The sequence below is a fragment of the Stenotrophomonas acidaminiphila genome (assembly GCF_014109845.1).
In the GTDB taxonomy this organism is placed as follows: domain Bacteria; phylum Pseudomonadota; class Gammaproteobacteria; order Xanthomonadales; family Xanthomonadaceae; genus Stenotrophomonas; species Stenotrophomonas acidaminiphila.
The window spans coordinates 943,637-969,116 of record NZ_CP043567.1; the positions used below are offsets into that span (position 1 = coordinate 943,637).

A 25,480-nucleotide genomic window follows, 5' to 3' on the forward strand; every position below is an offset into this window, starting at 1 on the left:
CCATTCAACGAACGAACCGTTCTGGAGTCCTAGAGAAATGTCCGAAGAGCACAACAACGCCGTCGCGGCCGAAGCCAACAACGGCCCGGCGTTCACCGTCGAGAAGATCTACGTCAAGGACGTTTCCTTCGAATCCCCGAACTCGCCGACCATCTTCAACGAGAACGTGCAGCCGGACCTGCAGCTGAACCTGAACCAGAAGGTGCAGCGCCTGTCCGAGAACGCCTTCGAGGTGGTGCTGGGCGTGACCCTGACCTGCAAGGCCGGCGACAAGACCGCCTACGTGGCCGAAGTGGAGCAGGCCGGCGTGTTCGGCCTGATCGGCCTGGAGCCGCAGGCGATCGACGTGCTGCTCGGCACCCAGTGCCCGAACATCCTGTTCCCGTACGTGCGCTCGATGGTGTCGGACCTGATCCAGGCCGGCGGCTTCCCGCCGTTCTACCTGCAGCCGATCAACTTCGAAGGCCTGTACGCCGAAACCCTGCGCCAGCGCCAGCAGCAGGCCGACGGCGCGTCGCTGGCCGACTCCGAGCCGGCCGGCAACGCCTGACCCGGGTCCATCCCTGCGGATGAGTACCAACGACGCGGAAAAGATCGCCGTCCTCGGCGCGGGCTCCTGGGGCACCGCGCTGGCCAGCCTGCTGGCACGGCATGGTCACCCGACCGTGCTGTGGGGGCGCGACGCGAACGTGGTCGAGGCGATCGACCGTCGTCACGAGAATCCCCGGTACCTGCCGGGGATTCCGCTGCCCGATTCCCTGCGCGCCAGCACCGACCTGGCCGGTACCGTCGCCGGTGCCCGCTGGATCCTGGTGGTGGTGCCGTCGCATGCCTTCGGCGAGACCGTGCGTGCGCTGGCGCCGCTGCTGCCGGCCGGTGCCGGCGTGGCCTGGGCGACCAAGGGCTTCGAGCCCGGCTCCGGCCGCTTCCTGCATGAGGTCGCGCGCGAGGTGCTGGGCCCGGACGTGCCGCTGGCGGTGGTCACCGGCCCGTCCTTCGCCAAGGAGGTCACTCTGGGCCTGCCCACGGCGATCACTGTGCACGGCGACGATGCCGACTTCACCCAGCAGGTGGCCGATGCGATGCATGGCCCGGCGTTCCGCGCCTATACCGGCGAGGACATGGTCGGTGCCGAGCTGGGCGGGGCCATGAAGAACGTGCTGGCGGTGGCCACCGGTGTGGCCGACGGCATGCAGCTGGGCCTGAACGCCCGCGCCGGCCTGATCACCCGTGGCCTGAACGAAATGCTGCGGCTGGCCGCGGCCATCGGCGGCAAGCCCGAGACCCTGATGGGCCTGGCCGGGCTGGGCGACCTGGTGCTGACCAGTACCGGCGACCTGTCGCGCAACCGGCGGCTGGGGCTGGCGCTGGGACGTGGCCAGAGCCTGGCCGAGGCGGTGAAGGAGATCGGCCAGGTGGTCGAGTCGGTGCAGACCGCCGACGAGGTCATGCGCCAGGCCGGCCGCCACGGCATCGACCTGCCGATTTCCAAGGCGGTGCAGTCGGTGCTGCACGGCGAGCTGAGCCCCTCCGAGGGCCTGAAGCAGTTGCTGGCGCGCGAACAGAAGCCGGAGTACCCGGAAACGCTGTTCAAGTAGAAATCGGCGAAGATGAAACAAAAAGCCCGGCGATGCCGGGCTTTTTGTTGCTCACTTGCAGGTGCCCGAAGGCCCGGCCGCAAGCGCGCATTCCGCTTCATTTGCCGGAGCCGCGGCGCCGTTGCCGGCGCGGGCGCAAAAGAAAGAGCCCGGTCGGGGAAGACCGGGCTCCGGGGGCGCGGGGGAGAGAGAGCACGCGCCCTTGAAACGATGTCGCGATGGCTTACCAGGTGAAGCGCGGGCCGACGAACCACTCCTTGTCGCCGCCCTTGCCCAGCTTCACTTCGCCGCTCACGCCCCAGTTGGCGTTGAACTTGGCGGCGGCGCCGACGCGGCCGTAGAACTCGCCGTCCGGGTTGTAGCCGGCCTTCTTGCTGTAATCCTCGTAACCGGCCAGTGCATAGCCTTCGATCATCGGGGTGAAGGCGGTACGCACGCCGACTTCGGCGCTGTAGCCGTTGAGGGTCGGGGCGTTCTGCAGGTCGAAGCGCTGGTAGGCCACGCGGGCCAGCAGGTCGGTGTTCGGGGCCACGCCGTAGTTGTAGCCCACGCCCACGCGCCACTGGTCGACGTCATTCTTGAACTTGTCGGTCTCCTGGGCGCTGTAGTCGCCGAAGACATGGAAGTTCGGGTGCACCGCCACCGAACCCTTCACCTTCCAGCCATCGGCGTCGCCGCCCTTGGCATCGGTGTTCACGTAACCACCTTCCACGTAGTTGTAGGACAGGCCATCGGTCGCCGACGCAGCGAACGGCAGGGCGGCCAGCAGGCCCAGAGCGATCAGGGAAGTCTTCATTACGGATTACCTTTTTTATTTTGGTTTGATCGACCCGGCGGATGCGGCTTGCCGGTCGACAGGTGTGAATTATCCGTTAGCCAACGGAATCGCCCCTGAATATCAAACTGACCAGTACATAAATTAGATGGCGCCGCCGGGAACTTCCCGGCGGTTCCTCCAACCGGGCTGCCGGACAGCGGCACCGGATCCGCTGGCGCTTGCCGGTGGCGCTTTCACCCCGGATTTCCTCCCGCTCCGGCACAGTGCTGATTCCGCGCCCGGCAACCGGCCCGGGCCGGGCACCGCTTTGGCCTGACCGGGACGTGCCCGGCCTGAGCGGGCGCGCGCCCCCACCCGGAAGGAGACGCCCATGAACCCGAACCCGTTGTTCGATCTCACTGGAAAGACCGCCATCGTCACCGGCGGCGGCAACGGCATCGGCCGCGCCAGTGCGTTGATGCTGGCCGCCCATGGCGCGGCGGTGGCGATCGCCGACCTGAAGCTGGCCGATGCCCAGAGCGTGGCCGCCGAGATCAGCGCCAACGGTGGCCGGGCGCTGGCGCTGGAATGCAACGTACTCAAGGACGAGGACCTGGTGCGCACTGTGGAGCGCACCGCCGCCGCACTGGGCGGCATCCACATCCTGGTCAACAACGCCGGCGGCGGCGGCGCCGGGCGCGAGAGCCCGTTCGAGATCACCGTGCAGCAGTTCGAGCGGCCGTTCGAGATCAACGTGTTCAGCGCGTGGCGGCTGGCCCAGCTGTGCGCCCCGCACATGAAGAAGGGCGGCTACGGCTCGATCATCAACATGTCCTCGATGAGTTCGATCAACAAGAGCCCGGCCATCAGCGCCTATGCCGCCTCCAAGGCCGCGATCAACCACATGACCGCCAACCTGGCCCATGACTACGGCCCGGACAACATCCGCATCAACGCCGTGGGCCCCGGCGCGGTGCGCACCGCGGCGCTGGCGACGGTGCTGACCCCGGAGATCGAGCAGCGGATGCTGTCGCACACGCCGATCAGGCGCCTGGGCGAGCCGGACGACATCGCCGGGGCAGTGCTGTATTTCGCCGCGCCGATCTCCAGCTGGGTCAGCGGGCAGATCCTGTTCGTCAACGGCGGTGGCGTGCAGACCCTGGATTGAAGCGGCATGCGGCTGCCACCGCGGATTGCCCCGGCAGCGATGACCGGTAGTCGAGCACCGCCCTGCGGTACCGTGGGGCGGACGTCGTGTTGGGCATGAGTGGGGCCGGTACCCGCCTGTGGGGCTTCCAGGAAGGCATCCGCGGGACCGCGCGTCCCACGCGATGCCGCTGCCGCGCGGCGCCGTGGAGCAGGCGTCGCCCGCCGCGGTGCCGGCCCGGCGACCGATCCTGCCTGGCGGGAGCCAAAGCGGGCCCTGCGTGCAGGTGCAATCATTCCTTGACACCCGTGCGGCCCGAACTGAGGCTAGCCCCATGCCCATCGACCTGACCCCACTGAGCGTCCGCGAACTGGACGCACTGATCCGTGACGCCCGCGCGCGGCACACGACCCTCACCGAGCGCCCGCCCGCGGCCCAGATCAGGCGCCTGCTGGCGGCCCAGGCACGCGCTGCCGGGTACGCGATCGAGGAGATCTTCGGGACCGACGCCGCCACGGCGCCCCCGGAACCCAAGGCCCGCGCCCGGCGCAAGCGCGGCAAGGTCGAGCCGAAGTACCGCGACCCCGACAATCGCCGCAACACCTGGACCGGCCGCGGCCGGATGCCACGCTGGCTTGCGGCGAAGACGAAGCACGGCCGCAGCGTGGCCGACTTCCTGATCCCGGGCGTGGCCAGGCTCACCCCGAAGGCGCAGGCGGCCACCGGCCGGCGCCGGCTGGTCAAGCACAGCTGAGTCCCGCGGCGCGGCGCGCGGTGGCGCCGCGGCCGGCATCCGTTGCCCACGCACCAGGCGCCACGGGCGGTGGTGGTCGGAGTGGCTGGCTTCACGCCCGCACCTACGCCGGTTCACCGGCGCATGACAAACGCGATGGGACGGTGGCCGCTCCGCATCAGGAGCGCCCATGTCACCACGCATTCCTCTCCGTCTGATGCTGTTACCCCCTCGCAGGCGCCTGGCGTCAGCGTACGGATCCGCTGCCCGGACGTGCGCTGGGCGTCATGCCTGAAGGGCCGTCGATCGTGCTGCTGCGTGAGGCGGCCGGGCGGTTCACCGGCTGCTTCGTGCACAGCTGGGGCAAGCACTTCCTGCTGCAGTGGGATGACTTCAGCCTGCGCATCCACCTGATGATGTTCGGCAGCTGGCTGGTCGGCCAGCGCAAGCCGGCAGCCCCCGGGCAGCGCTGCGCTTCGACAACGACGAGCTCAACGTCTATGCGTGCTCGGTGATGTTCATCGAGCAGCCGCTGGACCAGGTGTACCACTGGCGCGCGGACGTGATGAGCGATTGCCGGGACCCGGCCCTGGCCCGCCGCAGGCTCGAGGCCGCGCCCGCCACACAGGTCTGCGATGCGTTGCTGGACCAGCAGGTATTCTCCGGCGTGGGCAACATCATCAAGAACGAGGTGCTGTTCCGCATCCGCGTGCATCCGGCTACCCGCGTCGGCGACCTGCCGCCTCGCAGGCTGGGCCAGCTGATCGCGCAGGCAAGCCGGTACAGTTTCGAGTTCCTCGCCTGGAAGCGCGCGTTCGTGCTGAAGAAGCACTGGCAGGTGCATACCCGCCGGACCTGCCCGGCCTGTGGGGGGCCGATCAGCAAGCTCTACATGGGCAGGACACCGCGCCGCACGTTCTTCTGTGCCCGGTGCCAGGCACTCGGTGGCGCCGGCGATGCGCCGCCGTCCTGGGCCCCTCCGCGCCCTTCCCGGGAACCGGTCTTTGGCCTACGCTGCGGCCACTACGTGGCTTCTGGAGTGTTGTCATGGGAAGGGGATGGTGCGGGCTCGTGTTGCTGTTGGCAGGGACGTTGGCGGGCATGGCGGGGGTGCCGTCGGCACAGGCCCAGGCATTGCCGGTGGAGGCATTCGCCAAGGCCAGCCCGTTCTCGATGCCGCGGCTGTCGCCGACCGGCGACTACCTGGCGCTCTCGACCGATTTCGGCCAGGGCAACCACGCCGTGCAGGTGCTGCGCCTGTCGGACATGCAGCGGATGGCGGTACTGCGCCTGCCGCGCTACGAAAGCCCGTTCCAGATCGTGTGGGTGGGTGACGGGCGCCTGGTCGTGGCCAAGGGCCGCAAGTACGGCTCGCTGGAGAAGCCGCTGCCCACCGGCGAGATCATCGCCAGCGATTTCGATGGCCAGAACCAGCGCTACATCTACGGCTACGAGCAGCAGAACGCCGCGGCCGGCCTGGATCGCGGCTTCGGCTACATCGAGAGCGTGGCCGAGAGCAACGATGGCCGCTTCTACATGCGCCAGCTCAAGCGCAACCCGACCTCGTCCATGCTCTACGTGGTCGATACGCAGCGCCCGACATTCAAGCTCATCGCCGACATCAACGTGCCCCAGCTGGAGTTCGTGATCGACCGCAACGGCGTCGCGCGCTATGCATGGGGACGCGATGACGAGGACACCCATCTCCTGTACCGGTCCGATGACGGCAGGCGCTGGCAGCCGCTGGCGCCGCCGCAGGCCGGAAGCGTGTGGACGCCGATGTCGTTCTCGGCGGACAACACCCAGGTGTATGGCGCGCTCAGCCACGCCGACGGGCCGTCGCAGCTGGTGTTGAGCGACCTGGATGGCGGCAATGCCGAGGTGCTCGTTGGCGATGGCTTTTCCAGCGTCGGCCTGACGCAGTGGACCGGCCATCCATCGATACCGTTCGCCGCCGCGGCGCAGGGTGGCCGTCCGCGGCTGGTCTACTTCGACCCGGGCCGCCCCGAGGCCGAACTGCACAGGACACTGGCGGGACTGCTGCCGCAGCAGCACGTGACCTTCGTCGATGTCAGCCGCAATGGCCAGGTGGTGCTGGTGCACATCGCCAGCGACCGCGACCCCGGCAGCTGGTACGTGTTGAAGCGTTCGACGAACAAGCTGGAGAAGGTGCTGGCGTCGCGCGAAGGGATCGACCCGGCACTGATGGCCGAGCGGCGCCCGGTGCGCTTCAAGGCCAGCGACGGGGTCGAACTGGAGGCGATGCTCACGATTCCGCGCGATGGCGACGGTCGCCGCCATCCCGTCGTGGTGCTGCCGCATGGCGGCCCGCATGGGGTCAGCGACGACTGGTTCTACGATACCGACGCGCAGTTCCTGGCCAACCGCGGCTACCTGGTGCTCCAGGTCAACTACCGCGGCAGCGGTGGGCGCGGGCGTGCATTCGAGCGCCTGGGCTACCTGCAGTGGGGCACGCGCATCCAGCAGGACCTGCTGGACGGGCTGGACCATGCGGTGACCGCCGGGCTGGCTGATCCGCAGCGGGTCTGCGCGTACGGCGCGAGCTTCGGCGCCTATTCGGCGATGATGCTGGCCGCGCGCGCACCCGGGCGGATCCGTTGCGCGGTGGGCCTGGCCGGCGTCTACGACCTGAAGATGATGTACAGGAAGGGCGACATCAAGGACAGCGCCTACGGGCGCAACTACCTGGAGCGGGTGATCGGCCGCAGCGACGACGAGCTGCTGGCGAACTCGCCGGCGAACCTGGCGGCGGGCATCAAGGCGCCGGTGCTGCTGGTGCATGGCGAACGCGATGAACGCACGCCGATCGCACAGGCCAACGCCATGCGTGCGGCGCTGGTCGCGGCGGGCAACGCGCCGCGCTGGATGGCGGTTGCGGGCGAGGGCCACGGCTTCTACAACGACGACAACAGCATCGCGTTCTACCGCGCGCTGGAGGAATTCCTGCGCGAACACATCGGAAGCTGAGCGCGGTCGCGGTCGCGACCATCCGCCTCCGGCGTGGTCGCACCGCCCGGCTAGCGCGGTGGTTCCGACAGGTACTCGATCACCGCCCTGCGGCGTTGCGGGTCGGACGTCGCGTTGGGCATGCGGGTGCCGGGCACCTGCTTCTGCGGCGAGGCCAGGAAGGCATCCAGGGTCCGCGCATCCCAGACGATGCCGCTGGCGCGCATCGCCCCGGAGTAGGCGTAGCCCGGCGCGGTGCCGGCCCGCCGGCCGATCACGCCATGCAGGTTGGGCCCGACCCGGTGGCCGAGGTCGGCGCGGGTATCGTGGCAGCCCGCGCAGATGGCGAAGGCGCGCTCCAGCTCGCGTTGATGCGGCGTGGCGCCGGCGGCGTGGTTGAACGCATCGCGCTGGCCGCAGGCGCCGAGCACCAGGCAGGCCGCCGCCAGCGACAGGCGCCGCAGCGGCGCCGCCACGGCATCCATGCCCCGGGGCCGGGCGCCGTGGCGCATCACATCGCCGGGTAGTTGGGGCCGCCGCCGCCCTGCGGGGTCACCCACACGATGTTCTGGGTCGGGTCCTTGATGTCGCAGGTCTTGCAGTGCACGCAGTTCTGCGCGTTGACCTGCAGGCGCGTGTCCGCGCCCTCGCCGACGAACTCGTACACGCCCGCCGGGCAGTAGCGCGCTTCCGGGCCGGCGTACTCGGCCAGGTTGATGCGCACCGGTACCGTGGGATCCTTCAGCGTCAGGTGGCTGGGCTGGTCTTCCTCGTGGTTGGTCGAGGACAGGAACACCGAGCTGAGCCGGTCGAAGGTCAGCACGTTGTCCGGCTTCGGGTACTCGATCTTCGCGTGCCTGCTGGCCGGCTCCAGGCACTCGTGGTCGGCCTTGGCGCGGTGGATCGTCCACGGTGCGTTGCGCACGCCCAGCTTGGGCAGCAGCCACTGCTCGATGCCGGTCATCAGCGTGGCCAGGGTACGGCCCTTCTTGAACCACTGCTTGAAGTTCTTGGACTGCAGCAGCTCGGTCTTGAGCCAGCTGTTCTCGAACGCCTCCGGGTAGGCGGCCAGTTCGTCGCGTGAGCGGCCGGCCACCAGCGCCTCGAACGCCGCCTCGGCGGCCAGCATGCCGGTCTTGATCGCGGCGTGGCTGCCCTTGATGCGGCTGACGTTGAGGTAGCCGGCCTCGCAGCCGACCAGCGCGCCGCCCGGGAACACGGTCCTGGGCAGCGACAGGATGCCGCCGGCGGTGATCGCGCGCGCGCCGTAGGCGATGCGCTTGCCGCCTTCCAGGTGCTTGCGGATCGACGGGTGGGTCTTGAAGCGCTGGAACTCCTCGAACGGGCTCAGCCACGGGTTGCGGTAGTCCAGCCCGACCACATAGCCGATCGAGACCTTGCCGCCGTCGGCGTGGTACAGGAACGCGCCGCCGTAGGTATCGTCGTCCAGCGGCCAGCCGGCGGCATGCACCACCAGCCCCGGCTCGTGCTTGGCCGGGTCGATCTGCCACAGCTCCTTGATGCCGATGCCGTAGGACTGCGGATCCTTGCCTGCATCGAGCTTGAAGCGGCTGATCAGCTGGCGGCCGAGGTGGCCGCGCGCGCCTTCGGCGAAGATCGTGTAGCGCGCATGCAGCTCCATGCCGCGCTCGAAGTTCGGGCCCGGCGTGCCGTCCTTGTGGATGCCCATGTCGCCGGTGGCCACGCCCATCACCGCGCCGTTGTCGTCGTACAGCACCTCGGCGGCGGCGAAGCCGGGGAAGATCGCCACTTCCAGCGCCTCGGCCTGCTGCGCCAGCCAGCGCGTCACCTCGCCCAGGCTGACGATGTAGTTGCCGTGGTTCTGGAAGCACTCGGGCAGCAGCCAGTTGGGAGTGGCCTTGGCGCCGGTGGCGTCCAGGAACAGGAACTCGTCGCGGGTCACCGCCTGCTTCAGCGGTGCGCCCTTGGCCTGCCAGTCGGGGAACAGCTCGGCCAGCGCACGCGGGTCCATCACCGCGCCGGACAGGATGTGCGCACCCGGCTCGGAGCCCTTCTCCAGCACGCACACCGACAGTTCCTGGCCCTTCTCCACTGCCAGCTGGCGCAGGCGGATGGCGGTGGCCAGGCCGGCCGGGCCGGCGCCGACGATCACCACGTCGAACTCCATCGCTTCGCGCGGCGGAAGGGCGGAGGAGGCTTCAGTATTCATGCGGGGACTCTTGGCTGGGGCCGGCGACGGCGTGGCGACGGGCTGAACGCCCATTTTCACCGACCCGGCGGCGATGTTCCAATCCGCGCGGAATCAGGGGTCGTAGCCGCTGCCGCTGCCGCATGGCCGGGGCGGTGCGTCAGGCGCTGTCGCGTGGCCCGTGTTCCTTCAGGAACTCGACGATGGCAGGTGGCATCGGGCGGCATCCGCACGCCGCGGCGTGCGCCAGGTGCCAGGCGACGCGCTGCTGGAACGTGGCATTGCGTGGCATGCGGTTGTGCTTATGCCAGGCTTTGTTGGTCGTTCCCATCGTAAGCCTCCAGGGCGGCCGGAAGCGCGCCGATCACGACCGCGCCGGCGGCGGGCAGGCCCACGAGCACCGCGCTGAGCACTTCCTGGCGCGATGCCCCCTGCGCCTTTGCCGACAGTACGTGGAACGGAATGCCGGAGCTGTTGCCGGTGGCGGCGAGCACTGCGATATAGGCCAGTTCGGCGGTTTTACCGTCCAGCGCGCCGCTGCCATCCAGTGCGTCGGCGACCCCGCGCCAGGCGCCGGCGACGGCAGGCGCTTCACGCATGAACATGGCAAATGCTTTCGATACGCTCATGGGACCTTCCTATGTGGGCGTCGCGCCGTGCAACGCCTGGGCGCATCGGCATGATATCGGCATCGCCGACGGCATGAGGACCCGCCGGACCTCGCCGCCGCCATCGTCGTCCGCCGGGGAGCCGCCGGGTGGGAATCTCCGGCGTGTGCCGGTGCCGCGCCGCCATTGCGGCCGCCATGGATGGGAGCTTTCCCGGAGACACGCGCGGCCGGGGCCGGCATTGCGTGGAGGTGCAGCGGCGTCCGCGCGGAGCGGCGGCAGCGGGTGCGGCTTGCACCGGCCGGCAGACGCCAGAGCGGTGCGGCCGGTGGGCCGGAAAGTCAGGCCGTCCTGTCCTGCGGAACCAACGGCCTGGCCATGAATACATTGAACGCCGTGGCCGTGTACTCGCCGAACGGGCCGCACCAGGCAAAGCCATTGCGCAGGTACAACGCGTGGGCGGCGGCGAACGGCGCACCGGTTCCGGTTTCAAGGTACAGGCGGGTATACCCCCTGTCGCGTGCCGCGCGGAAGATCTCGTCCAGTACCGCCTGGCCGACGCCACGACGAAGGAACGCCGGCCGCGTGCGCATCGACTTGATCTCGCCGGCGTTGTCGCCCAGCGCCTTCAGTGCGCCGCAGCCGCACAGCTGGCCGTCCAGCCACGCTGACCAGAAGGTGATTCCCGGGGCGCGCAGGCTGTCGAGCGCCAGCGCATGGACGTGGCCTGCGGGGGTATTGCCGTGCATGCCGGCCAGGTGCTCGGTGACGAGCGCCTGGACCTGCGGCGAGGACAGGTCGTCGGGGCGGACGATGATCGACATGGTGGGTGTCTGCGTTGTCGGGTGCTGCGACCGATGGTGTGGAACGTGGCACCGGCCCGGCTGGCGTATCAGCCCTGTCAGGCCAGAAGCACTGCCTCGGCGATCAGCCGGTCGAGCCGGCGCACGTCGATGCCCTTGTTGAGGTTGACCTTGATATGGCCCGCCTTGGTCCACAACTCGATCTCCGAGTTGAAGTTGAAGATGCCGTGCCCGTTCTCGGACGACCACATGTAGATGGACGAATACGGCAACGAATAGATCTCCACCTTCTTGCCGGTGAAGCCCTGGGCATCCCTGACGATCAGGCGCTTGTTGGTAAAGATAGCCGCGTCGCGGAAGGTCTTGTATGCGGCGATTGCCGTTTCACCGGCGACCAACAGCTCATGCACGTCATTCGGGACCGGGCATTCGGACACCAGGGTCCACGCCAGGATTGCGGCGGTTTCCGCCATTGCCTGTTTCTCCTTGGGTAGCAGCCGCGCGGGTATCGCGCCGCATGCAAGTGCGCGCTGCGTTAGCCGATTTCGACCCGCTTGAGCGGGGTACCGACGATGCTCCCGTCCGCGCGCCGGTCGAGCTTGAGGAGCAGCACGAACGAGGTCAGGGTGCTGCCGATCTCGCGCGGATGCGCGCTGCGGTCCTTCGCCTCGATGAAGTAGCACCACGGCTCGTAGCCCTGCTCGAACACCAGTGCCAGCTTCGCATCCTGGTCATTCCTGGCCGGCGACTTGCCGCCGTGCTCGTTGATGCCCCATTCCGGTCCCTGGACGAGGTAGGCCTTCGCGCCATCGTGCGTGCAGCTGTTGTCGGTCCAGATGCTGAAATATACCTTGCGCTCGGAATCGTTGACCCCGCACCAGCTCCACACGGTGTTCAACTGCACTGCACCCAGCCGATCCATCAGCTGCGAGCGGTTCTGGGGTCTGGCCATGTCGTTCCTCGGATGCGCAGCGGGTATCGAGCCGCGTGCCGCGGCAACCGGCCGAGTATGGCCGCTCGCAAAGGCATTGTGAATCAGGAACCCCCCGCGCCGGTTGCTGCATTGCATGGCGCTGCCGCACCCGCCTGACCCGCCCGGGGTCGGCAAGGAAATGGGGCGAACGCCGGCGTTCGGGGAAGGTCTTTCGCGTGGGACCTGATGCCAGAACGTCGCTGGGCATGAAGCAATGCCGGTTTGGACAAGCCGTCGCCTCGCCACCATGGGGCTCCAGAAGCGCGGGAACCAGGAGCCGGGCGCGTGCGATCCAGCGGCCAGCAAACGCGGCAACCGGTGCCGCAGCGATAGAGACGCCATCCCCGAAGATCCGTCTGGTACCAGCGGGGGAGGTGCCGGAGCTTCCCGCCAGCGTGCTGGATGGCGAGCGTCACATGCCAGCTCCTACAGCATTCGCTGCCTGGACATCCGCGTCGTCTCCTGGGCAGTCCGGGTCTTGAACCAGGCCGGGCTGCGAGGCGGCACCGGCCCGGATGAACTCTCAGGCATCAACACGCACCCGCCCGATGCGGCCCAGATGAGTGAACTTGAACCCATCGGAATACTTGAGGCCATAGCCCAGCGCGCGATCAAAGCCGATATGGACCACCCAAATGATACCTGCGGTGATCGCGATGGGGATGGACAGGACAGCTCCTGCAACGAGCACGGCCAATGCACCGACAAGTGAGTGCGCCAGGTTGTATGCGATGGCGCCTACCCTTGACCCCGCAAGATAGCCGGCAAGGGACAGGTCCGGAGCAAGAAAAAACAAGGCAAAGATGCCCCAGCCGTGGCCATGCTTCGCATAAGCAAGAACACTGGCCGCCAGAATGCACAGGCCTTCAAGTCGAAGCAGAACCCGAACACCGCCTGACACTGCATTTGTCATGAATTCATCCCGATGCCAAACGTCGCAATCATGCGCTTGCGACGTGAACTGCGTTGCCAGGGTGTCCAGGCGGATCGCCACATGCGAGCCTGCCATACAGTGCCGAATCGGATATGACGCCATTGACCTCCCAGCGCTGCCTCAGCACCCCTTCCAGTGAAAACCCGAGCTTTTCCAGCGCTCTTGCCGAGGATATGTTGTCTGGATCAATCTCGGCTTCAATACGCCGCAGGCCCAAAGAGCGGAATCCATACTGGATCAGCGCCTCTGCCGCCTCGCCGATGTAGCCTTTCCCCCAGCAAGGGCGTGCGAGGGCAAAGCCGATCTCCGCACGTTTTGACTCCCTGTGATAACTGGAAAGCATGCATTTTCCAGCCAGACCGCCGGTTGATTTCAAATGCACACCGAGCACAAGTGCGCGTTGGTGTCGCATTGACTCGCAGCTCTCATTGATGAAATCAAGCGAGTCCTGCGTCGTGGTCCAGGGTGCGGTATTCCAGTACCGCATGGTCTCCGGGTCTGAGCAGATCTCCAGCAGGTTCCGTGAATCAGCAGCCACCAAGGGCTTCAATAGCAATCGCTCGGTTTCGATCACGGGGAAGAACAATTCTTCTGACATCTATCTCTCTATCTGCAATGCCGGGTGCACGCGTTGAGCCGGGCGACAAGGCGGGGCTTGGCTTGGATGAACTTTCAGGCGGTGGGCTATTGGCGAGCAGCAGCCACCGCCTGTTGGTGGAGCTCCGCCAGATCTGTGGCGGACATCGCCAGCAGCGCATTGTAGGCTGGCTCAGTGGCGGCTTTGTCGCCGGTGCCCTCTCCGTAGAGAATGATGCCGTCTCCATCCGGCTGGATGATGAAGAAGAACGGGCTTGCAGGGTTGGGGGCGCCCGCCGCCACAACAACCGACCGGCCATCTGCACAGGCGTAAACGGCCCAGTCATTCCCGCCCAGGTGCTTCGTTGCAGGACCGGTTTGGCATTGAAGCTCAGCCTGTCCAGCCTGTGGTTCGGGCAGCGAAGCAGCATCGGCTAGGGCGAATTGTCTGGCGTCGGACCACAGGGCCACAAGAGCAGCGATCAGAGCAACGCCCGGACAGGTGATATGCACGCCTTGTGCTGGTGCAACAGCCAGGCGAGTCCTGGCTGCTCCGGCCAGCGTGAGCCGCAGCGCCGAACACAACGGACGCGTGCGTGGCGGTCGAACGGCAGGGCGCGAAAAATGTGATGGGTGCAACCGTATGCAGTGGCGCAATCGAGGTCGTTGTGACCAGGAGTTCGTGCGGACCAGCGGGGCACATCGCGCAAACGCGCTGGAAGATGCCATGCGTGGTCGTGCACACGATGGCAGCCACGCTCGCCCGGCGAGTGCAGCACACAACCAGCACAAGACTCTGGCCATGCGGCCAAGCACTCGAATCAGGTCGATTCACGAAGCGGCTTCTGCCTGGCTGACAGAGGGCGTGCTGCGATAGGCGAGCATGACGAAGGCAAGGCCCGAGGCCACCGATATGATCCCTCGAGGCCAGGAGAGTACCCCGCGGCTGCCCCCCAAAGTCGAAATTCACAGGCCAGGCAGCGTGGCAACTGCTAGAGCCGTAGCCGGACCCGCAAGACGGAACCTCAAAGCAAGCCAAAGCACAGGAAGGAGCGCCTTGACCGGGATGTCAGGCTGCATGTGCGTTCACGAAGACCTGCCCGGTGCAGCGATGGGTTGCGTGTCACAGCCCGCCGTTTGGCTGCGCTGCATCAGAAGACAAGGGCAAGGAGCCAAGACAGGAGTCGAAATGCAGCCCAGCAAAGCGCGAACAAGGCTGCCAGTGCCAGGATGGAATTGATCCATGCTGCTGTTACGCCAGTTGCCCTGGCCAGCTTTCGCCCTATGGCTGATCGGGCAAGATCAGAGCCGCTGCGAGTGAGGATGTTGTCCTTGCCCCTTACATGAATCTCAAGGGCTATGGGGATCGCCAGTCCACATACCGCAAACAGAAGAATGAACCACATGCGCTACTCCTTCGCAATCAACGCAAGCGCGTACGCACCCATGAGGACGTATGCAATAAAGGAACATCCAAGCGTCCACCACCAGTTGGGCGTGCCGGATTCCGTGTCGGCCACGCCCATGGCCGACAGGACTGTCGCGACAAGGCTGCTGATCAAGAGAAGAAACAGGAGTGCTATGTGTTGGCCACGCACATCAACGCCTATCGCTGATGCGAAACCGAGAAACGAGATGTGCTGCAGGCCCGGAAAGAGAATGGTTGCGGTGACGATCTGAAGCGCGAGACAGGTCAAGGCACCGCCGAAGACCAGGACGCTGAGGTCGTAGGCATTCTTGTCGTATCTGAAATCGCGTGTGGTGAGATATCCGATGCACGCCTTGAGCAACACGCCGATGTATGCAACAAGAAGGACAACCCATCCATGAGACTTGATGGGCTGCATCAGGTTCGCGCTCGCGAGCGCGTACGGCCCTCCGACTAGCGCAGCTCCGATGAAGAGCATAGCGAGCGCCAAGTGTGACTTGCTTCTCTTTACGGATGCGGGCGCTGACATAAGTTCGCTTCCTGCGGTTGAATGGGCAAGCGTATCGTGGAGAAGAGCGCGTGACGCGTGACGCCGGAATCAAGCCGCCTTCCGAAGCAGGGTCGGCTTGACCTGATTGCTAGGGACCTGGTGATGGGTCATTGGCGTCTGTGTCTGTGCTGGGCGAGCTCCCGGAATTGGTGGAGCGAACCAGCATGCCGGTGCCGATCAAGGGCAGGCAAAGGCCCTCAAGTACTTTGGCGAAAATAACGAACGTGTCGCCGGAAATATTTCTTGGACGCATCAGCAGAAGCATGGCGACGATAGCTAATGCCATGACCATGAACAAGAAGAGCATGCCCGAGAGGACCAGCAGCCACCGGATATTTAACCGCTTCGTCTTCCATCCATTTCTCCATGATTCTGCAACGCGGCTGCTCAGGCGTCCCACTCCTAGGCCAGGCCGCACCGCAAAGGGGTATCAGTATGGACGAATTGCTAGACCGAAAGCCCAGCCCACCGCAGGAATACGCCGATGATCTCCTGGAGCTTGAGTGGGCCGCCAGCGGCAATGAACTTGTTGTTCTCCACCTTGCAGAAGATCCACTCGCCGCCGCTTGTCTCGGCTTCTTCAAGCATCCCGTAGTGAACCGGTTCGAAAGGCTTGTCCTCTAGCTCCGTATCCGCAAGGTCGATTTCCAGGCACCAACCGGGATTGTCGAGGGTTTCTATACGGACTCCGTAGGTGTGCTCCCAGTCTTCATCGCACTGTTGGAGATACCACTGCTGGAGTAGAGCAAGACTGTCCATTACGGCTTCGCGCCTGAGCTGGGCCGGGCCGCGAGGGGGTATCGGTGAACCATCAGCCACCACTCCTCGCAGCCTCCAGGGCCAACGGAAGGTAGTGGGCCAGCGCTTTTGCCTTGATGTCATCTGCCGAATGCAGCTTGAGGTGCCTCCGACCTTTGCCGCCGCCTTCGAGGTGCCCGGCAGTGTCCTTGATCCTGGCGCCGCTGCCAAATTCAACCGAGACATGCTGCTTGTAGGCGAAGACGCCACAGAACTGCACACCTGAGGCGAAGAGAATGCCGCCGTATTTGACCTCCTCGGTCACGGACGGAATGGTCTCCCTGACGAGCTTGCGAACGGACTCAACCAATGAGAACTGCTCGTCGCCGAGCAGGCGAACGTCATCCAGGAGTTCTTTGACGGACTTCGTGGCCATGATGTGGTACCTGACTGTGGAATCAATCCGACCCATGGGGCGGGATGGGCTCGAATGAACGGTTGGGCTTCAAGTCATGTCCTTGATTCGTTGGACCCAGGTGTCGCCTGGAAACAACTCACCCCACAGGGCAGCCAGTTCTTTCGCTTTCTCCGGATTTTCTGCGGCGATCTCAAAAAACCTGAGCTTCGGTTCGAGCCCGCCCTCTCCACGATGACTCCCTTCAAAGTCCTTTGGATCGAACTGAGAGACGAAATCCTTCGGCAATCTGTGTGGGAAAAGAGCCTTAAGTGCGGCTGCCTTGTTCTTCAGGGCCGTCGGATTCTTTTCAGACAGGACTATTTCCGCTGCCTTCAACTCGAACTGTGCAATGGCTGACTTCTCCTGTGACTCCCGCTGCAGCCGTGATTGTTCTGCCTGGTTCCGGATGCCTAGTGCGAAGGTTATGGCTGCGACCATCAGGGGGACCATGAATGCCGCACCGCTGATCCATGCCTTCTGCCGCTCTACGTGGAGCTTTTCCATCTCAATGCGTTTTTCGAACTCGAATTTCTGCATCTCGATCTGAGTATCTGCCCCTGGTGGCTGCTCTGCCGCGCTCTGGGCGCGTATGGAGAACGGCGAGAGCGCGAGCATGGTGGCGAGGAGTATCGTCTTGAATTTCATCGTGATCTCTCAATTGAAGCCTGACGTCTGAAGCAAGCCGTTCTGCGAAGCGGCGTTCGCCTGAATGAAATGTCAGGTGCCGGTCCGGCCGGGCCACACCTTGTCAACAAGATCTCCAATCTCCATTGGCTCATCACGCCCCTCCATTGCCTTGCTCCATTCCGGCGGATCAGGGAAACCCTTCGCTGGTGGCGCGCCCCAAAGCGACGATTTGAGTGCAAATACCACCACGCCGTTTCTTGCCTCGAATGCGGGCACGGCCAAAATGGCCGTCCGGAGTCTGGCCGCAACTGGCTCCGGAAGCGCAGGATTGAAGTCAAGCCAGACCATGGACTGGCCGCCGGGACGCACTGCAAGGACAAGGTATCCGCTAGCTGGAGTAGGAGTTGTATCCGACAAGGCCTCCCCAGCCGAGGACTGAACTGCCTTGACGTAGCCCGCCAAAGACTCGATTGACGTAACCCGCTCTTTGAGAACGAAGTCGGGCTGCAGCAATACCATGCCTTCCGTGCGATACGGAGTTGCTGCGAAAGCCGCAAAAGTGAGAATGGCTGCTGTTAGACCTACGAGGAGCTTCATGCTGGCACCTGCCGCCTGAGTTAAGCCGCGCCGCGCGTTAGCATCGGCTTGAGTGAATTATCAGGCCCCAAAGCGATCCATTATGGACCTGCATGCCGGCAGTGCCACGGGGCGAGCCCAGTCTGTGGCAGAGCGCAGTTCCGGCTCAAGTGCTGCAAGGGCATTTGCTGCCCAATGTTCACGAACACGACCGATCGGCAGAGCTTCCGTTTCAGACCGGATCACATTGAAGGCCAGGAAATCTGGATCGTTGTCTGGAACTTCAACGGCTGCGCTTAAGCCGTCGAGGAGATGGCAGCCTTCAAGCACGGGCATAGAGCCTGATATCACGAGCGTGGCGATCTCCGCTGCCCTCGCACGGCAGGAAAGCACGTATTCCTGATGGCTCATGCGATCTGTCATGTGGAGCCTGGTGCCTGAGTCAAGTCGAGCCACGAAGCGCCTTTGGTTTGAATGAATCGTTGGGTCTCATGCCCGATTCGCGAGAGAGACCTTTCGAAGCCAGATGTCCACGGCTCGAGCGACATCATTGCACGAAGCAAGGTAGGGCTCGACACCGGCAAGGCCGCGAGGGGCAAAGGTCTCAACAGGGAAGTGACACCTTCTCATGAGGCCTCACACCTGAGTTGAGCCGGCCCGCGAAGCGGGTTCGGCCTGAATGACCTGCCGGCCCGCAACACCGCATGTGGACCAATAATTGATCGGGATGGGCGCGCCGCCAACGGATGGCCATGACTATGCCGCCAAGAGCAGTGTGGATAGCGGATACGTGGTGGCGACCAGTTGGAAAATGGCCATGCCGTCTCTCCGTTGCTCCTGGCCGCATGGGCGGAACATGAACATGTACCAGAAGATAAAGCCGAAAAGCGGGCCGCTGGGTACAGGCAATGCGACGAGCAGGGTATTCGACCCGTTGCGGCTATGCATTTATCGGGCCCATGCCAGAACTGATCTATGCCGCGAAGCGGCGTTGGCTTGGACGAATTTTCACGGCCCGTGTCCGGCTGCCGCGTAATTGCCCTCGCGGAACTCGGGATCCTCTGAGATGAATCAGCGGGCACAGTGACAAGGGCGGCCGTGACCGATGCGTGCCCCTGCCGGAATCCCTGCGTGGGCGCCTGCTGCGGCAGCGCGGGCGGGCGCTGGTGCTGCAGGGCCAGGATCCGGCCGGCGGCAATGGCCGGGTCCACCCGCCACACGCGTCGGCACGCAAATACCCCGGTGCCGATGGCGGACCGGGTTGGCCGTACCTGTTTCCCTTCCGGCGCGTATCCGTCGATCTACGCAGTGGCCGTGCCGGGCGCCAGCACGTAGCTGAGAAAACCCGAGGCGGGCCATCTAAGGTTGCGCCCGCGCGCATCGCCAAGCCCGCCACCCACTGCGCGTTGCGGCATCCGTTCGCCATGCACCTGCTGGAGGCCGGCCACGGTATCCGCACGGTGCCGGCGCTGCCGGGCCACTGGCAGGTGGCGAGTACGCAGATCTGCACGCATGTGCTCGGCCGTGGCGCCGATGGTCTGCCCAGTCCGTCGGACCGATTGCCGGGCGCCGTAAAGCCGATCTGAGCGGGCCCGGGCGTGGCGTCAGCCGTCCAGCAATGCCTTGTCGCGCACGGCGCCCTTGTCCGCACTGGTCGCCAGCAGCGCGTACGCCTTCAACGCGGTGCTCACCTTGCGCGGGCGTGGCTGTGCCGGCTTCCAGCCGTGCGTGGCCTGCTCGTCGCGGCGGCGTGCGAGTTCGGCGTCGTCCACCAACAGGTGGATGCCACGCTGCGGAATGTCGATGCGGATGCGGTCGCCGTCGCGGACCAGGCCGATGCTGCCGCCGGCGGCGGCCTCCGGCGAGCAGTGGCCGATGCTCAGGCCCGAGGTGCCGCCGGAGAAACGGCCGTCGGTGAGCAGCGCGCAGGCCTTGCCCAGGCCCTTGGACTTCAGGTAGCTGGTGGGGTAGAGCATTTCCTGCATGCCGGGGCCGCCCTTGGGGCCTTCGTAGCGGATCACCACCACGTCGCCGGCCTGCACCTCGTTGCCGAGGATGCCCTTCACCGCGGCATCCTGGCTTTCGTAGACGCGGGCGCTGCCTTCGAACACGTGGATGGATTCGTCCACGCCGGCGGTCTTGACCACGCAGCCGTCGGCGGCGAGGTTGCCGTACAGCACCGCCAGGCCGCCTTCGCTGGAGAAGGCATGGGCGACGTCGCGGATGCAGCCGTCGGCACGGTCGGTGTCCAGCGACGGCCAGCGCGTGCTCTGGCTGAAGGCCACCTGGGTGGGAATGCCCGCCGGGCCCGCCTTGTAGAACTCATGGACCGCCGCGTCCTGCACCTGGGTCACGTCCCAGCGTGCGATGGCGTCGCCCAGGGTGCGGCTGTGCACGGTCGGCACGTCGGTGTGCAGCAGCCCGCCGCGCGCGAGTTCGCCGAGGATGGCCATGATGCCGCCGGCACGGTGCACGTCCTCGATGTGGTACTTCTGCGTGTTCGGCGCCACCTTGCACAGCTGCGGCACGCGCCGCGACAGGCGGTCGATGTCGCGCAGGTCGAAGGCCACTTCCGCTTCCTGCGCGGCGGCGAGCAGGTGCAGGATGGTGTTGGTCGAGCCGCCCATGGCGATGTCCAGGGTCATCGCGTTCTCGAACGCCTCGAACGTGGCGATGCCGCGCGGCAGCGCGCTGGCGTCCTCGCCGCCGTACCAGCGGTGGCACAGCTCCACCACCAGCCGCCCGGCGCGCTTGAACAGCGCCTCGCGGTCGCTGTGGGTGGCCACCACGGTGCCGTTGCCCGGCAGCGACAGGCCCAGCGCTTCGGTCAGGCAGTTCATCGAGTTGGCGGTGAACATGCCGCTGCACGAGCCGCAGGTCGGGCAGGCGCTGCGCTCGATCGCGGCCACCTGGGCATCGCTGACCGATTCGTCGCCGGCCGCGACCATCGCGTCGATCAGGTCGAGCTTGTGCTCGGCCAGCCGGGTCTTGCCGGCTTCCATCGGCCCGCCGGAGACGAACACCACCGGGATGTTCAGCCGCAGCGCGGCCATCAGCATGCCGGGGGTGATCTTGTCGCAGTTGGAGATGCACACCAGCGCGTCGGCGCAGTGCGCGTTGACCATGTACTCGACCGAGTCGGCGATGATCTCGCGGCTGGGCAGCGAGTACAGCATGCCGTCGTGGCCCATCGCGATGCCGTCGTCCACGGCGATGGTGTCGAACTCCTTCGCCACGCCGCCGGCCGCCTCGATCTCGCGCGCCACCAGCTGGCCGAGGTCCTTCAGGTGCACGTGCCCGGGCACGAACTGGGTGAAGGAATTGGCCACGGCGATGATCGGCTTGTGGAAGTCGCCATCGGTCATGCCGGTGGCGCGCCACAGGGCGCGGGCGCCGGCCATGTTGCGGCCGGCGGTGGAGGTTTTCGAGCGGTAGTCGGGCATGGGGAAGGCAACGGAACGCAATGCCATCGATTCTGCATGAAGAACCCGGTTGCTGTTGCAACCATCGTGGTGCGCACGCCGGTGCCGGCGTGTGGCCTGCCAGGCCTGCGCCGGCCCGGCTGCCATCCTGCGCCGGGCCCGTCGGCCGGGTGTTTACCTGAAACGACGTTCAGGTTGGTGGCGCGGCCGATTTCCGCCTGCACGGCCGGATCGGGCATCATTCGGGGACGACTTTCATGGGGCTACGACGATGAAGCGATCCAGGACCACCGCGCTGCTGCTGATGAGCACCGCGCCGCTGCTGTTCACTGCCTGCCAGAAGGAGGAATCCGTGCAGGTGCAGGAAGGGCTGTACACCTCGGTGGAAGCCTGCAGCGAAGCCACCGGTGATCCCTCCGCCTGCCGCACGGCCTTTGCCGCCGCGCAGCAGCAGGCCGCCGACGCCGCGCCCAAGTACGCCAGCAAGGAAGCGTGCGCCAAGGAGTACCCGGCCGAGCAGTGCGTGCAGCAGCACACCAGCGCCGGCACCTCGTTCATCGGCCCGATGATGATGGGTTTCTTCATGTCGCAGATGCTCAACGGCGGCCGCGCCGGGGCGGTGGCCGCGCCGCCGGCCGCGCAGCCGGCGTTCAAGGACAACGCCAATGGCTGGGCCAAGCCGGCCGGTACCGGCGGCATGAACACCGCCAGCGGCATCGGCGCCGGCAAGGCCGGGCTGGCACCGGTCAGCAGCGAGCCCAACCGCGCCGTCACCGCCAGCCGCGGCGGCTTCGGCGCGCGCAGCGGCAGCCGTACCACGGTCGGCGGTTGATGCAGTGAGGCGGGTAGCCATTGCCGAGCGCTCCAACTGGCGCGCGCGCGCGGCCGAGGCGGGGTTTCGTTTCCACACCATCGACGGCGCGCCGTACTGGGACGAGACCGCGTACTACGCCTTCACCCTGCGCCAGATCGAGAACGACCTGGAAGACCCCAGCGCCGAGCTGCACGCGATGGCGCTGGACCTGGTCGGCGACGTGGTCGCCAGCGAGGAGCTGATGGAGCGGCTGGCGATCCCGGCGCCGTTCCGCGACTGGATCGCCGAGAGCTGGCGCCGCCGCGACCCGCACCTGTACGGCCGCCTGGACTTCGCCTACGACGGCAATGGCCCGGCCAGGCTGTACGAGCTGAACTACGACACCCCGACCTCGCTGTACGAGGCGTCGTTCTTCCAGTGGCAATGGCTGGAGGACCAGCGCAACCGCGGCGCGCTGCCGCAGCAGGCCGACCAGTTCAACTCCTTGCACGAGGCCCTGGTCGAGCGCTTCGCCGAGCTGTCGGCGCAGCTGCCGCCACCGCTGTATTTCAGCGCGGTGGGGGCCTCCGAGGAGGACCAGGGCACGGTGGCCTACCTGCGCGACTGCGCGGCGCAGGCCGGCCTGCACGGCGCGGCCATCGCCATCGAGGACATTGGCCTGTCGGCCGACGGCCGCTTCACCGACCTGGACGACGTGGTGATCGGCAGCCTGTTCAAGCTGTATCCGCTGGAAGACCTGATGCGCGAGGAATTCGGCGCGGCATTGCCCGGTTCCGGCGTGCGCCTGCTGGAACCGGCGTGGAAGGCGGTACTGAGCAACAAGGGCATCCTGCCGCTGCTGTGGCAGCGCTACCGCGGCCACCCCAACCTGCTTGAAGCGCACTTCGACGACGGCAGCGCGCTGCCGGCGGGCTGGGTGCGCAAGCCGCTGCACTCGCGCGAAGGCGCCAACGTCGCCATGCACATGAGCGATGGCCGCTGGCAGGAGAGCGAAGGCCCCTACGCCGGGCCGTGCATCGTGCAGGCGTTCCATCCGCTGCCGGCATTCGACGGCAACTACCCGCTGGTCGGCAGCTGGGTGGTGGGCGACCGCGCCTGCGGCATCGGCGTGCGCGAGGACGACAGCCGCATCACCCGCGACAGCGCCCGTTTCCTGCCGCACGCCATCGTCGACGACGCCCCGGCCGGCAATACCCGCATTTACGTCTGAGCCCCCGCGCATTGCCGCAGGCCCGCCCCGCCATCGCGCGGGGCCGGGCGTCGCCCGTGCGCGGAACGCCCCGGAAGGCGCCGGCGTGGTCGCGCGCAACCGTAAAACAGGGGCGGAAAACCTCATGAAAAACGTGGTTTCGCGAAAAATATAGTGATTGACTTCGCGCTTCAGCGAAGCTCAAATCCCGCTGCCAATTCATGAATACACCGGCGCCGTTGGGGAGAACGGCGCCGCGTGCCAGGGCACCCATCCCCTCTGCATGAAGGAACCCTGATGTTCGACAAGACGCTTTTCGCCGGCACGCTGCTGGCGGCCCTCGCGTTTGCACCGGCGGCCCAGGCCCAGGACCTGGTCTTCACCCTGAAGAACGGCACCTCCGCGGTGATGACCTACTTCCATACCTCGCCGGCCGGCGTGGACGACTGGGAGGAAGACGTGCTCGGCTCCGATGTACTGGGGCCGGGCGAGTCCGTGCGGGTCACCATTGCCGATGGCCGCAGCCAGTGCGTGTACGACATGCGCTTCGAGTTCGACGAGGATTCGGGGCTGGACATCACCGAAGACACGCAGGACCTGTGCAAGCTCGGCTCCTACACGATCCACGAATGATTGCCGCGGCTGGCGGGTCCACCAGGACCTGCCAGTGCGGTCGCCGGTGCGCGGTTACAGCAGGCCGTCGCGCTTGACCGCCAGATAGCGTTCCACCAGCGCCCCGGGCAGTTCCTCGGCGGTGACGTCCAGCACCATCACCCGGTGGCTGCGCAGCGCCTCGTGCGCGGCGGCGCGCTGCTGCAGGTAGCGGGCGATGGCACCGGCCTGCACCGCGTCGGGCAGGGTATCGGCACCACGTGCCAGGGCATCGTCCAGCTCGCGCTCGCGCAGGCTGGCCACGCACACCAGGTGCCGCTTCTGCAGCAGGCGCACGGCGGCCAGCAGGTCCTCGATGTCCTCGTCGCGTACGTTGGTCACCAGCATCACCAGACAGCGACGCGATTGCCGCAGCGACAGCCCGGTGGCCGCGGCGAGGTAGTCGGTGGCCACCGGTTGCGGCTGCAGGTCGAAGCTGGCGCGCAGCAGCGTGTCGATCGCGCCGAGCCCGCGCTGCGGCGCCACCCAGCGGCTTTCGCCGCCGCTGGCGAACAGGCCCACGCCGTCGCCCTGGCGCAGGGCCAGGTAGGACACCACCAGCGACGCGTTGAGCACGTGGTCGAAATGCGACAGCCCGCCCTCATCGGCCAGCATCCGCCGGCCGGTGTCGATCATCATCACCAGCTGCTGGTTCTTTTCGTCCTGGTACTCGCGCGAGATCAGCTTGCGCGCGCGAGAGGTGGCCTTCCAGTCGATCTGCCGCAGGCTGTCGCCAACGCGGTATTCGCGCATCTGGTGGAAATCCGTGCCTTCGCCACGCCGCCGCTTCAGGTGCGCGCCGACCAGGCGCGAGGCCATTTCCGCACTGAGCAGGGCCAGCCGCGTGAGCGGCACGAAATTCGGGTAGACCCGCACCGTCTGCTGCGGCGCGACCACGCGTGAATGCCGCCACAGCCGCAGCGGCGAATGCAGGCGCAGCTGCACGCCGGCGAAATCGAACATGCCGCGGGCGCCGGGCGTGAAGTGGTAACTGAAGCGCGATTCGCTGGCCCGCGCCATGCGCAGCGTGCGAGGCAGCCCGCGTATGGCCCAGCCGCCGGGCACCAGGTCGAACACGTCCACGCGTTGCCGGCCAAAGCTGTCCAGCTGCAGCCAGGTCTCGCGCTCGACGCCCAGCGCCAGGGTCTCGGGCAGCTCGCGCCGCACGCTGGGCGTGGGCCGGCGCCACAGCCACAGCGCGTCGGCCACGGCGGGCACGGCGATCGCGCAGGCGGCCGCGATCCAGGCGGTGGTGGGCAGCCAGTGCAGGGCGACGGCGATGCCGAGCAGGCCCCATGCGGCCAGCAGTGCGATCAACAGCGGGGCGGGCCTCATGCGGTGGCCCTCATGCCGGGGCCGTTGACTGCAGGTAGATGCGCAGGCGCGAAGATTCTGGCGGTTGCGGTTGCTTTTGGTTTTTGACTGTCAGGGTCCCCTTCCGCAGCGACGGAGCCAGTGGGAAAAACCCGAAGGGCGGCGTGCAGGGATGCACGCCGTTTTTCTACGGGACATGGATGTCGCGTAGAAAAATCCCGCTGGTGGAGTGGACCCGGCGCGCTTAGCGCGTCGGGCGCGCAGGCAGGGCGTGCTTTCTTTTGGCTAGCTTTTCTTTGCACGGGCAAAGAAAAGTAGCTCGCGCCCCGAAGGGGAGCGAAAGCTCTTGATTCTGTCCCTGCCATTGCCTTGGCTTTCCTGAAGCAAAACGATAGCAGCCCAGGCATGGAGCTGAAGCGTAAGCTAGAAGGCAAGGCTTTCACTCCT

Annotated in this window: 30 protein-coding genes and 1 pseudogene; 10 read left to right on the top strand and 21 right to left on the bottom strand. The window is 66.3% G+C overall.

The features are described from left to right. Positions 1–37: 37 nt before the first annotated feature. Complete coding sequence (secB, locus tag F0P95_RS04330; RefSeq protein ID WP_104937701.1) at positions 38–550, top strand: protein-export chaperone SecB; 513 nt, start codon at positions 38–40, stop codon at positions 548–550. Between the two features lie 19 nt (positions 551–569). Beyond that, complete coding sequence (locus F0P95_RS04335; RefSeq protein ID WP_054662261.1) at positions 570–1,598, top strand: NAD(P)H-dependent glycerol-3-phosphate dehydrogenase; 1,029 nt, start codon at positions 570–572, stop codon at positions 1,596–1,598. 223 nt (positions 1,599–1,821) lie between these two features. On the opposite strand, the gene F0P95_RS04340 is transcribed toward F0P95_RS04335, so the two are convergent. Continuing rightward, on the bottom strand, positions 1,822–2,394 hold the full coding sequence (locus F0P95_RS04340; RefSeq protein ID WP_182335818.1) for an OmpO family porin: 573 nt from the start codon (positions 2,392–2,394) through the stop codon (positions 1,822–1,824). A 352-nt stretch (positions 2,395–2,746) separates the two neighbouring features. Here F0P95_RS04340 and F0P95_RS04345 point away from each other — a divergent pair, with 352 nt between their 5' ends. The 4 genes and pseudogenes from F0P95_RS04345 (at position 2,747) to F0P95_RS04360 (ending at position 7,223) form a co-directional block, all read left to right on the top strand. Beyond that, positions 2,747–3,523: a glucose 1-dehydrogenase gene (locus tag F0P95_RS04345; protein WP_182335819.1), complete on the top strand. Its 777-nt coding sequence runs from the start codon at positions 2,747–2,749 to the stop codon at positions 3,521–3,523. Between the two features lie 313 nt (positions 3,524–3,836). Beyond that, positions 3,837–4,256, top strand: a complete 420-nt coding sequence (locus tag F0P95_RS04350) for an H-NS histone family protein (protein ID WP_182335820.1) — start codon at positions 3,837–3,839, stop codon at positions 4,254–4,256. Between the two features lie 266 nt (positions 4,257–4,522). Next, positions 4,523–5,184 (top strand): annotated as a pseudogene (locus F0P95_RS04355) (endonuclease); the annotation flags it as partial. A gap of 122 nt (positions 5,185–5,306) precedes the next feature. Next, positions 5,307–7,223 carry an alpha/beta hydrolase family protein gene (locus F0P95_RS04360; RefSeq protein ID WP_232528759.1) on the top strand — a complete coding sequence of 639 codons (1,917 nt, stop codon included), beginning with the start codon at positions 5,307–5,309 and terminating at the stop codon, positions 7,221–7,223. A 50-nt stretch (positions 7,224–7,273) separates the two neighbouring features. Here F0P95_RS04360 and F0P95_RS04365 read toward each other — a convergent pair whose 3' ends face one another. The 18 genes from F0P95_RS04365 to F0P95_RS04445 all read right to left on the bottom strand — a co-directional run bounded on the left by F0P95_RS04365 (position 7,274) and on the right by F0P95_RS04445 (position 18,054). Continuing rightward, complete coding sequence (locus F0P95_RS04365; protein ID WP_182335821.1) at positions 7,274–7,687, bottom strand: c-type cytochrome; 414 nt, start codon at positions 7,685–7,687, stop codon at positions 7,274–7,276. 26 nt (positions 7,688–7,713) lie between these two features. Continuing rightward, entirely contained in the window at positions 7,714–9,393 is a 1,680-nt protein-coding gene (locus F0P95_RS04370) for an electron transfer flavoprotein-ubiquinone oxidoreductase (protein ID WP_182335822.1), read from the bottom strand. A gap of 139 nt (positions 9,394–9,532) precedes the next feature. Next, positions 9,533–9,664: a hypothetical protein gene (locus F0P95_RS17650; RefSeq protein WP_269150863.1), complete on the bottom strand. Its 132-nt coding sequence runs from the start codon at positions 9,662–9,664 to the stop codon at positions 9,533–9,535. A gap of 10 nt (positions 9,665–9,674) precedes the next feature. Beyond that, a complete protein-coding gene (locus F0P95_RS04375; protein WP_182335823.1) occupies positions 9,675–10,001 on the bottom strand; it encodes a carboxymuconolactone decarboxylase family protein in 327 nt (108 codons plus the stop codon). Between the two features lie 320 nt (positions 10,002–10,321). Next, on the bottom strand, positions 10,322–10,804 hold the full coding sequence (locus F0P95_RS04380; protein ID WP_182335824.1) for a GNAT family N-acetyltransferase: 483 nt from the start codon (positions 10,802–10,804) through the stop codon (positions 10,322–10,324). A gap of 77 nt (positions 10,805–10,881) precedes the next feature. Beyond that, positions 10,882–11,256, bottom strand: a complete 375-nt coding sequence (locus tag F0P95_RS04385) for a PH domain-containing protein (protein WP_054662284.1) — start codon at positions 11,254–11,256, stop codon at positions 10,882–10,884. A 62-nt stretch (positions 11,257–11,318) separates the two neighbouring features. Continuing rightward, the gene (locus F0P95_RS04390; RefSeq protein ID WP_182335825.1) at positions 11,319–11,735 is read right to left on the bottom strand and encodes a hypothetical protein; all 417 of its coding nucleotides are present in this window, start codon (positions 11,733–11,735) and stop codon (positions 11,319–11,321) included. Positions 11,736–12,279: 544 nt separating this feature from the next. Then, positions 12,280–12,750 carry a DUF4260 domain-containing protein gene (locus F0P95_RS04395; protein WP_232528767.1) on the bottom strand — a complete coding sequence of 157 codons (471 nt, stop codon included), beginning with the start codon at positions 12,748–12,750 and terminating at the stop codon, positions 12,280–12,282. Next, complete coding sequence (locus F0P95_RS04400) at positions 12,698–13,288, bottom strand: GNAT family N-acetyltransferase (protein ID WP_182335827.1); 591 nt, start codon at positions 13,286–13,288, stop codon at positions 12,698–12,700. The genes F0P95_RS04395 and F0P95_RS04400 overlap by 53 nt, the downstream gene beginning before the upstream one ends. Positions 13,289–13,374: 86 nt before the next feature. Then, positions 13,375–13,779: a hypothetical protein gene (locus F0P95_RS04405; protein ID WP_182335828.1), complete on the bottom strand. Its 405-nt coding sequence runs from the start codon at positions 13,777–13,779 to the stop codon at positions 13,375–13,377. Positions 13,780–14,417: 638 nt separating this feature from the next. Beyond that, positions 14,418–14,672 (bottom strand): hypothetical protein, encoded by a 255-nt coding sequence (locus F0P95_RS04410; RefSeq protein ID WP_182335829.1) that lies wholly within the window; start codon positions 14,670–14,672, stop codon positions 14,418–14,420. Between the two features lie 3 nt (positions 14,673–14,675). After that, complete coding sequence (locus F0P95_RS04415) at positions 14,676–15,113, bottom strand: hypothetical protein (protein WP_182335830.1); 438 nt, start codon at positions 15,111–15,113, stop codon at positions 14,676–14,678. Positions 15,114–15,442: 329 nt separating this feature from the next. Then, positions 15,443–15,601 carry a hypothetical protein gene (locus tag F0P95_RS04420; RefSeq protein WP_182335831.1) on the bottom strand — a complete coding sequence of 53 codons (159 nt, stop codon included), beginning with the start codon at positions 15,599–15,601 and terminating at the stop codon, positions 15,443–15,445. Between the two features lie 91 nt (positions 15,602–15,692). After that, positions 15,693–16,004: an immunity 53 family protein gene (locus F0P95_RS04425; protein ID WP_182335832.1), complete on the bottom strand. Its 312-nt coding sequence runs from the start codon at positions 16,002–16,004 to the stop codon at positions 15,693–15,695. A gap of 52 nt (positions 16,005–16,056) precedes the next feature. Continuing rightward, complete coding sequence (locus F0P95_RS04430) at positions 16,057–16,419, bottom strand: DUF1801 domain-containing protein (protein ID WP_182335833.1); 363 nt, start codon at positions 16,417–16,419, stop codon at positions 16,057–16,059. Between the two features lie 69 nt (positions 16,420–16,488). After that, positions 16,489–17,085: a hypothetical protein gene (locus F0P95_RS04435; protein ID WP_182335834.1), complete on the bottom strand. Its 597-nt coding sequence runs from the start codon at positions 17,083–17,085 to the stop codon at positions 16,489–16,491. 72 nt (positions 17,086–17,157) lie between these two features. Beyond that, complete coding sequence (locus F0P95_RS04440) at positions 17,158–17,664, bottom strand: hypothetical protein (RefSeq protein WP_182335835.1); 507 nt, start codon at positions 17,662–17,664, stop codon at positions 17,158–17,160. A gap of 60 nt (positions 17,665–17,724) precedes the next feature. Then, positions 17,725–18,054: a DUF2489 domain-containing protein gene (locus F0P95_RS04445; RefSeq protein ID WP_182335836.1), complete on the bottom strand. Its 330-nt coding sequence runs from the start codon at positions 18,052–18,054 to the stop codon at positions 17,725–17,727. Positions 18,055–18,752: 698 nt separating this feature from the next. Here F0P95_RS04445 and F0P95_RS04450 point away from each other — a divergent pair. Further along, positions 18,753–19,229, top strand: coding sequence for a site-specific integrase (locus F0P95_RS04450; RefSeq protein ID WP_232528768.1), 477 nt, complete (start codon positions 18,753–18,755; stop codon positions 19,227–19,229). Positions 19,230–19,247: 18 nt separating this feature from the next. Here F0P95_RS04450 and ilvD read toward each other — a convergent pair whose 3' ends face one another. Then, positions 19,248–21,086 (bottom strand): dihydroxy-acid dehydratase, encoded by a 1,839-nt coding sequence (gene ilvD, locus F0P95_RS04455; protein ID WP_182336771.1) that lies wholly within the window; start codon positions 21,084–21,086, stop codon positions 19,248–19,250. Positions 21,087–21,336: 250 nt separating this feature from the next. Here ilvD and F0P95_RS04460 point away from each other — a divergent pair, with 250 nt between their 5' ends. The 3 genes from F0P95_RS04460 (at position 21,337) to F0P95_RS04470 (ending at position 23,701) form a co-directional block, all read left to right on the top strand. Then, positions 21,337–21,897 (top strand): DUF1190 domain-containing protein, encoded by a 561-nt coding sequence (locus F0P95_RS04460; protein WP_182335837.1) that lies wholly within the window; start codon positions 21,337–21,339, stop codon positions 21,895–21,897. A 4-nt stretch (positions 21,898–21,901) separates the two neighbouring features. Continuing rightward, positions 21,902–23,089 carry a glutathionylspermidine synthase family protein gene (locus tag F0P95_RS04465; RefSeq protein WP_056932850.1) on the top strand — a complete coding sequence of 396 codons (1,188 nt, stop codon included), beginning with the start codon at positions 21,902–21,904 and terminating at the stop codon, positions 23,087–23,089. Between the two features lie 276 nt (positions 23,090–23,365). After that, a complete protein-coding gene (locus tag F0P95_RS04470) occupies positions 23,366–23,701 on the top strand; it encodes a hypothetical protein (protein ID WP_182335838.1) in 336 nt (111 codons plus the stop codon). A 54-nt stretch (positions 23,702–23,755) separates the two neighbouring features. Here the strand turns inward: F0P95_RS04470 and F0P95_RS04475 are convergent, their stop codons facing one another. Continuing rightward, the gene (locus F0P95_RS04475) at positions 23,756–25,054 is read right to left on the bottom strand and encodes a DUF58 domain-containing protein (protein WP_182335839.1); all 1,299 of its coding nucleotides are present in this window, start codon (positions 25,052–25,054) and stop codon (positions 23,756–23,758) included. Between the last annotated feature and the right edge of the window lie 426 nt (positions 25,055–25,480).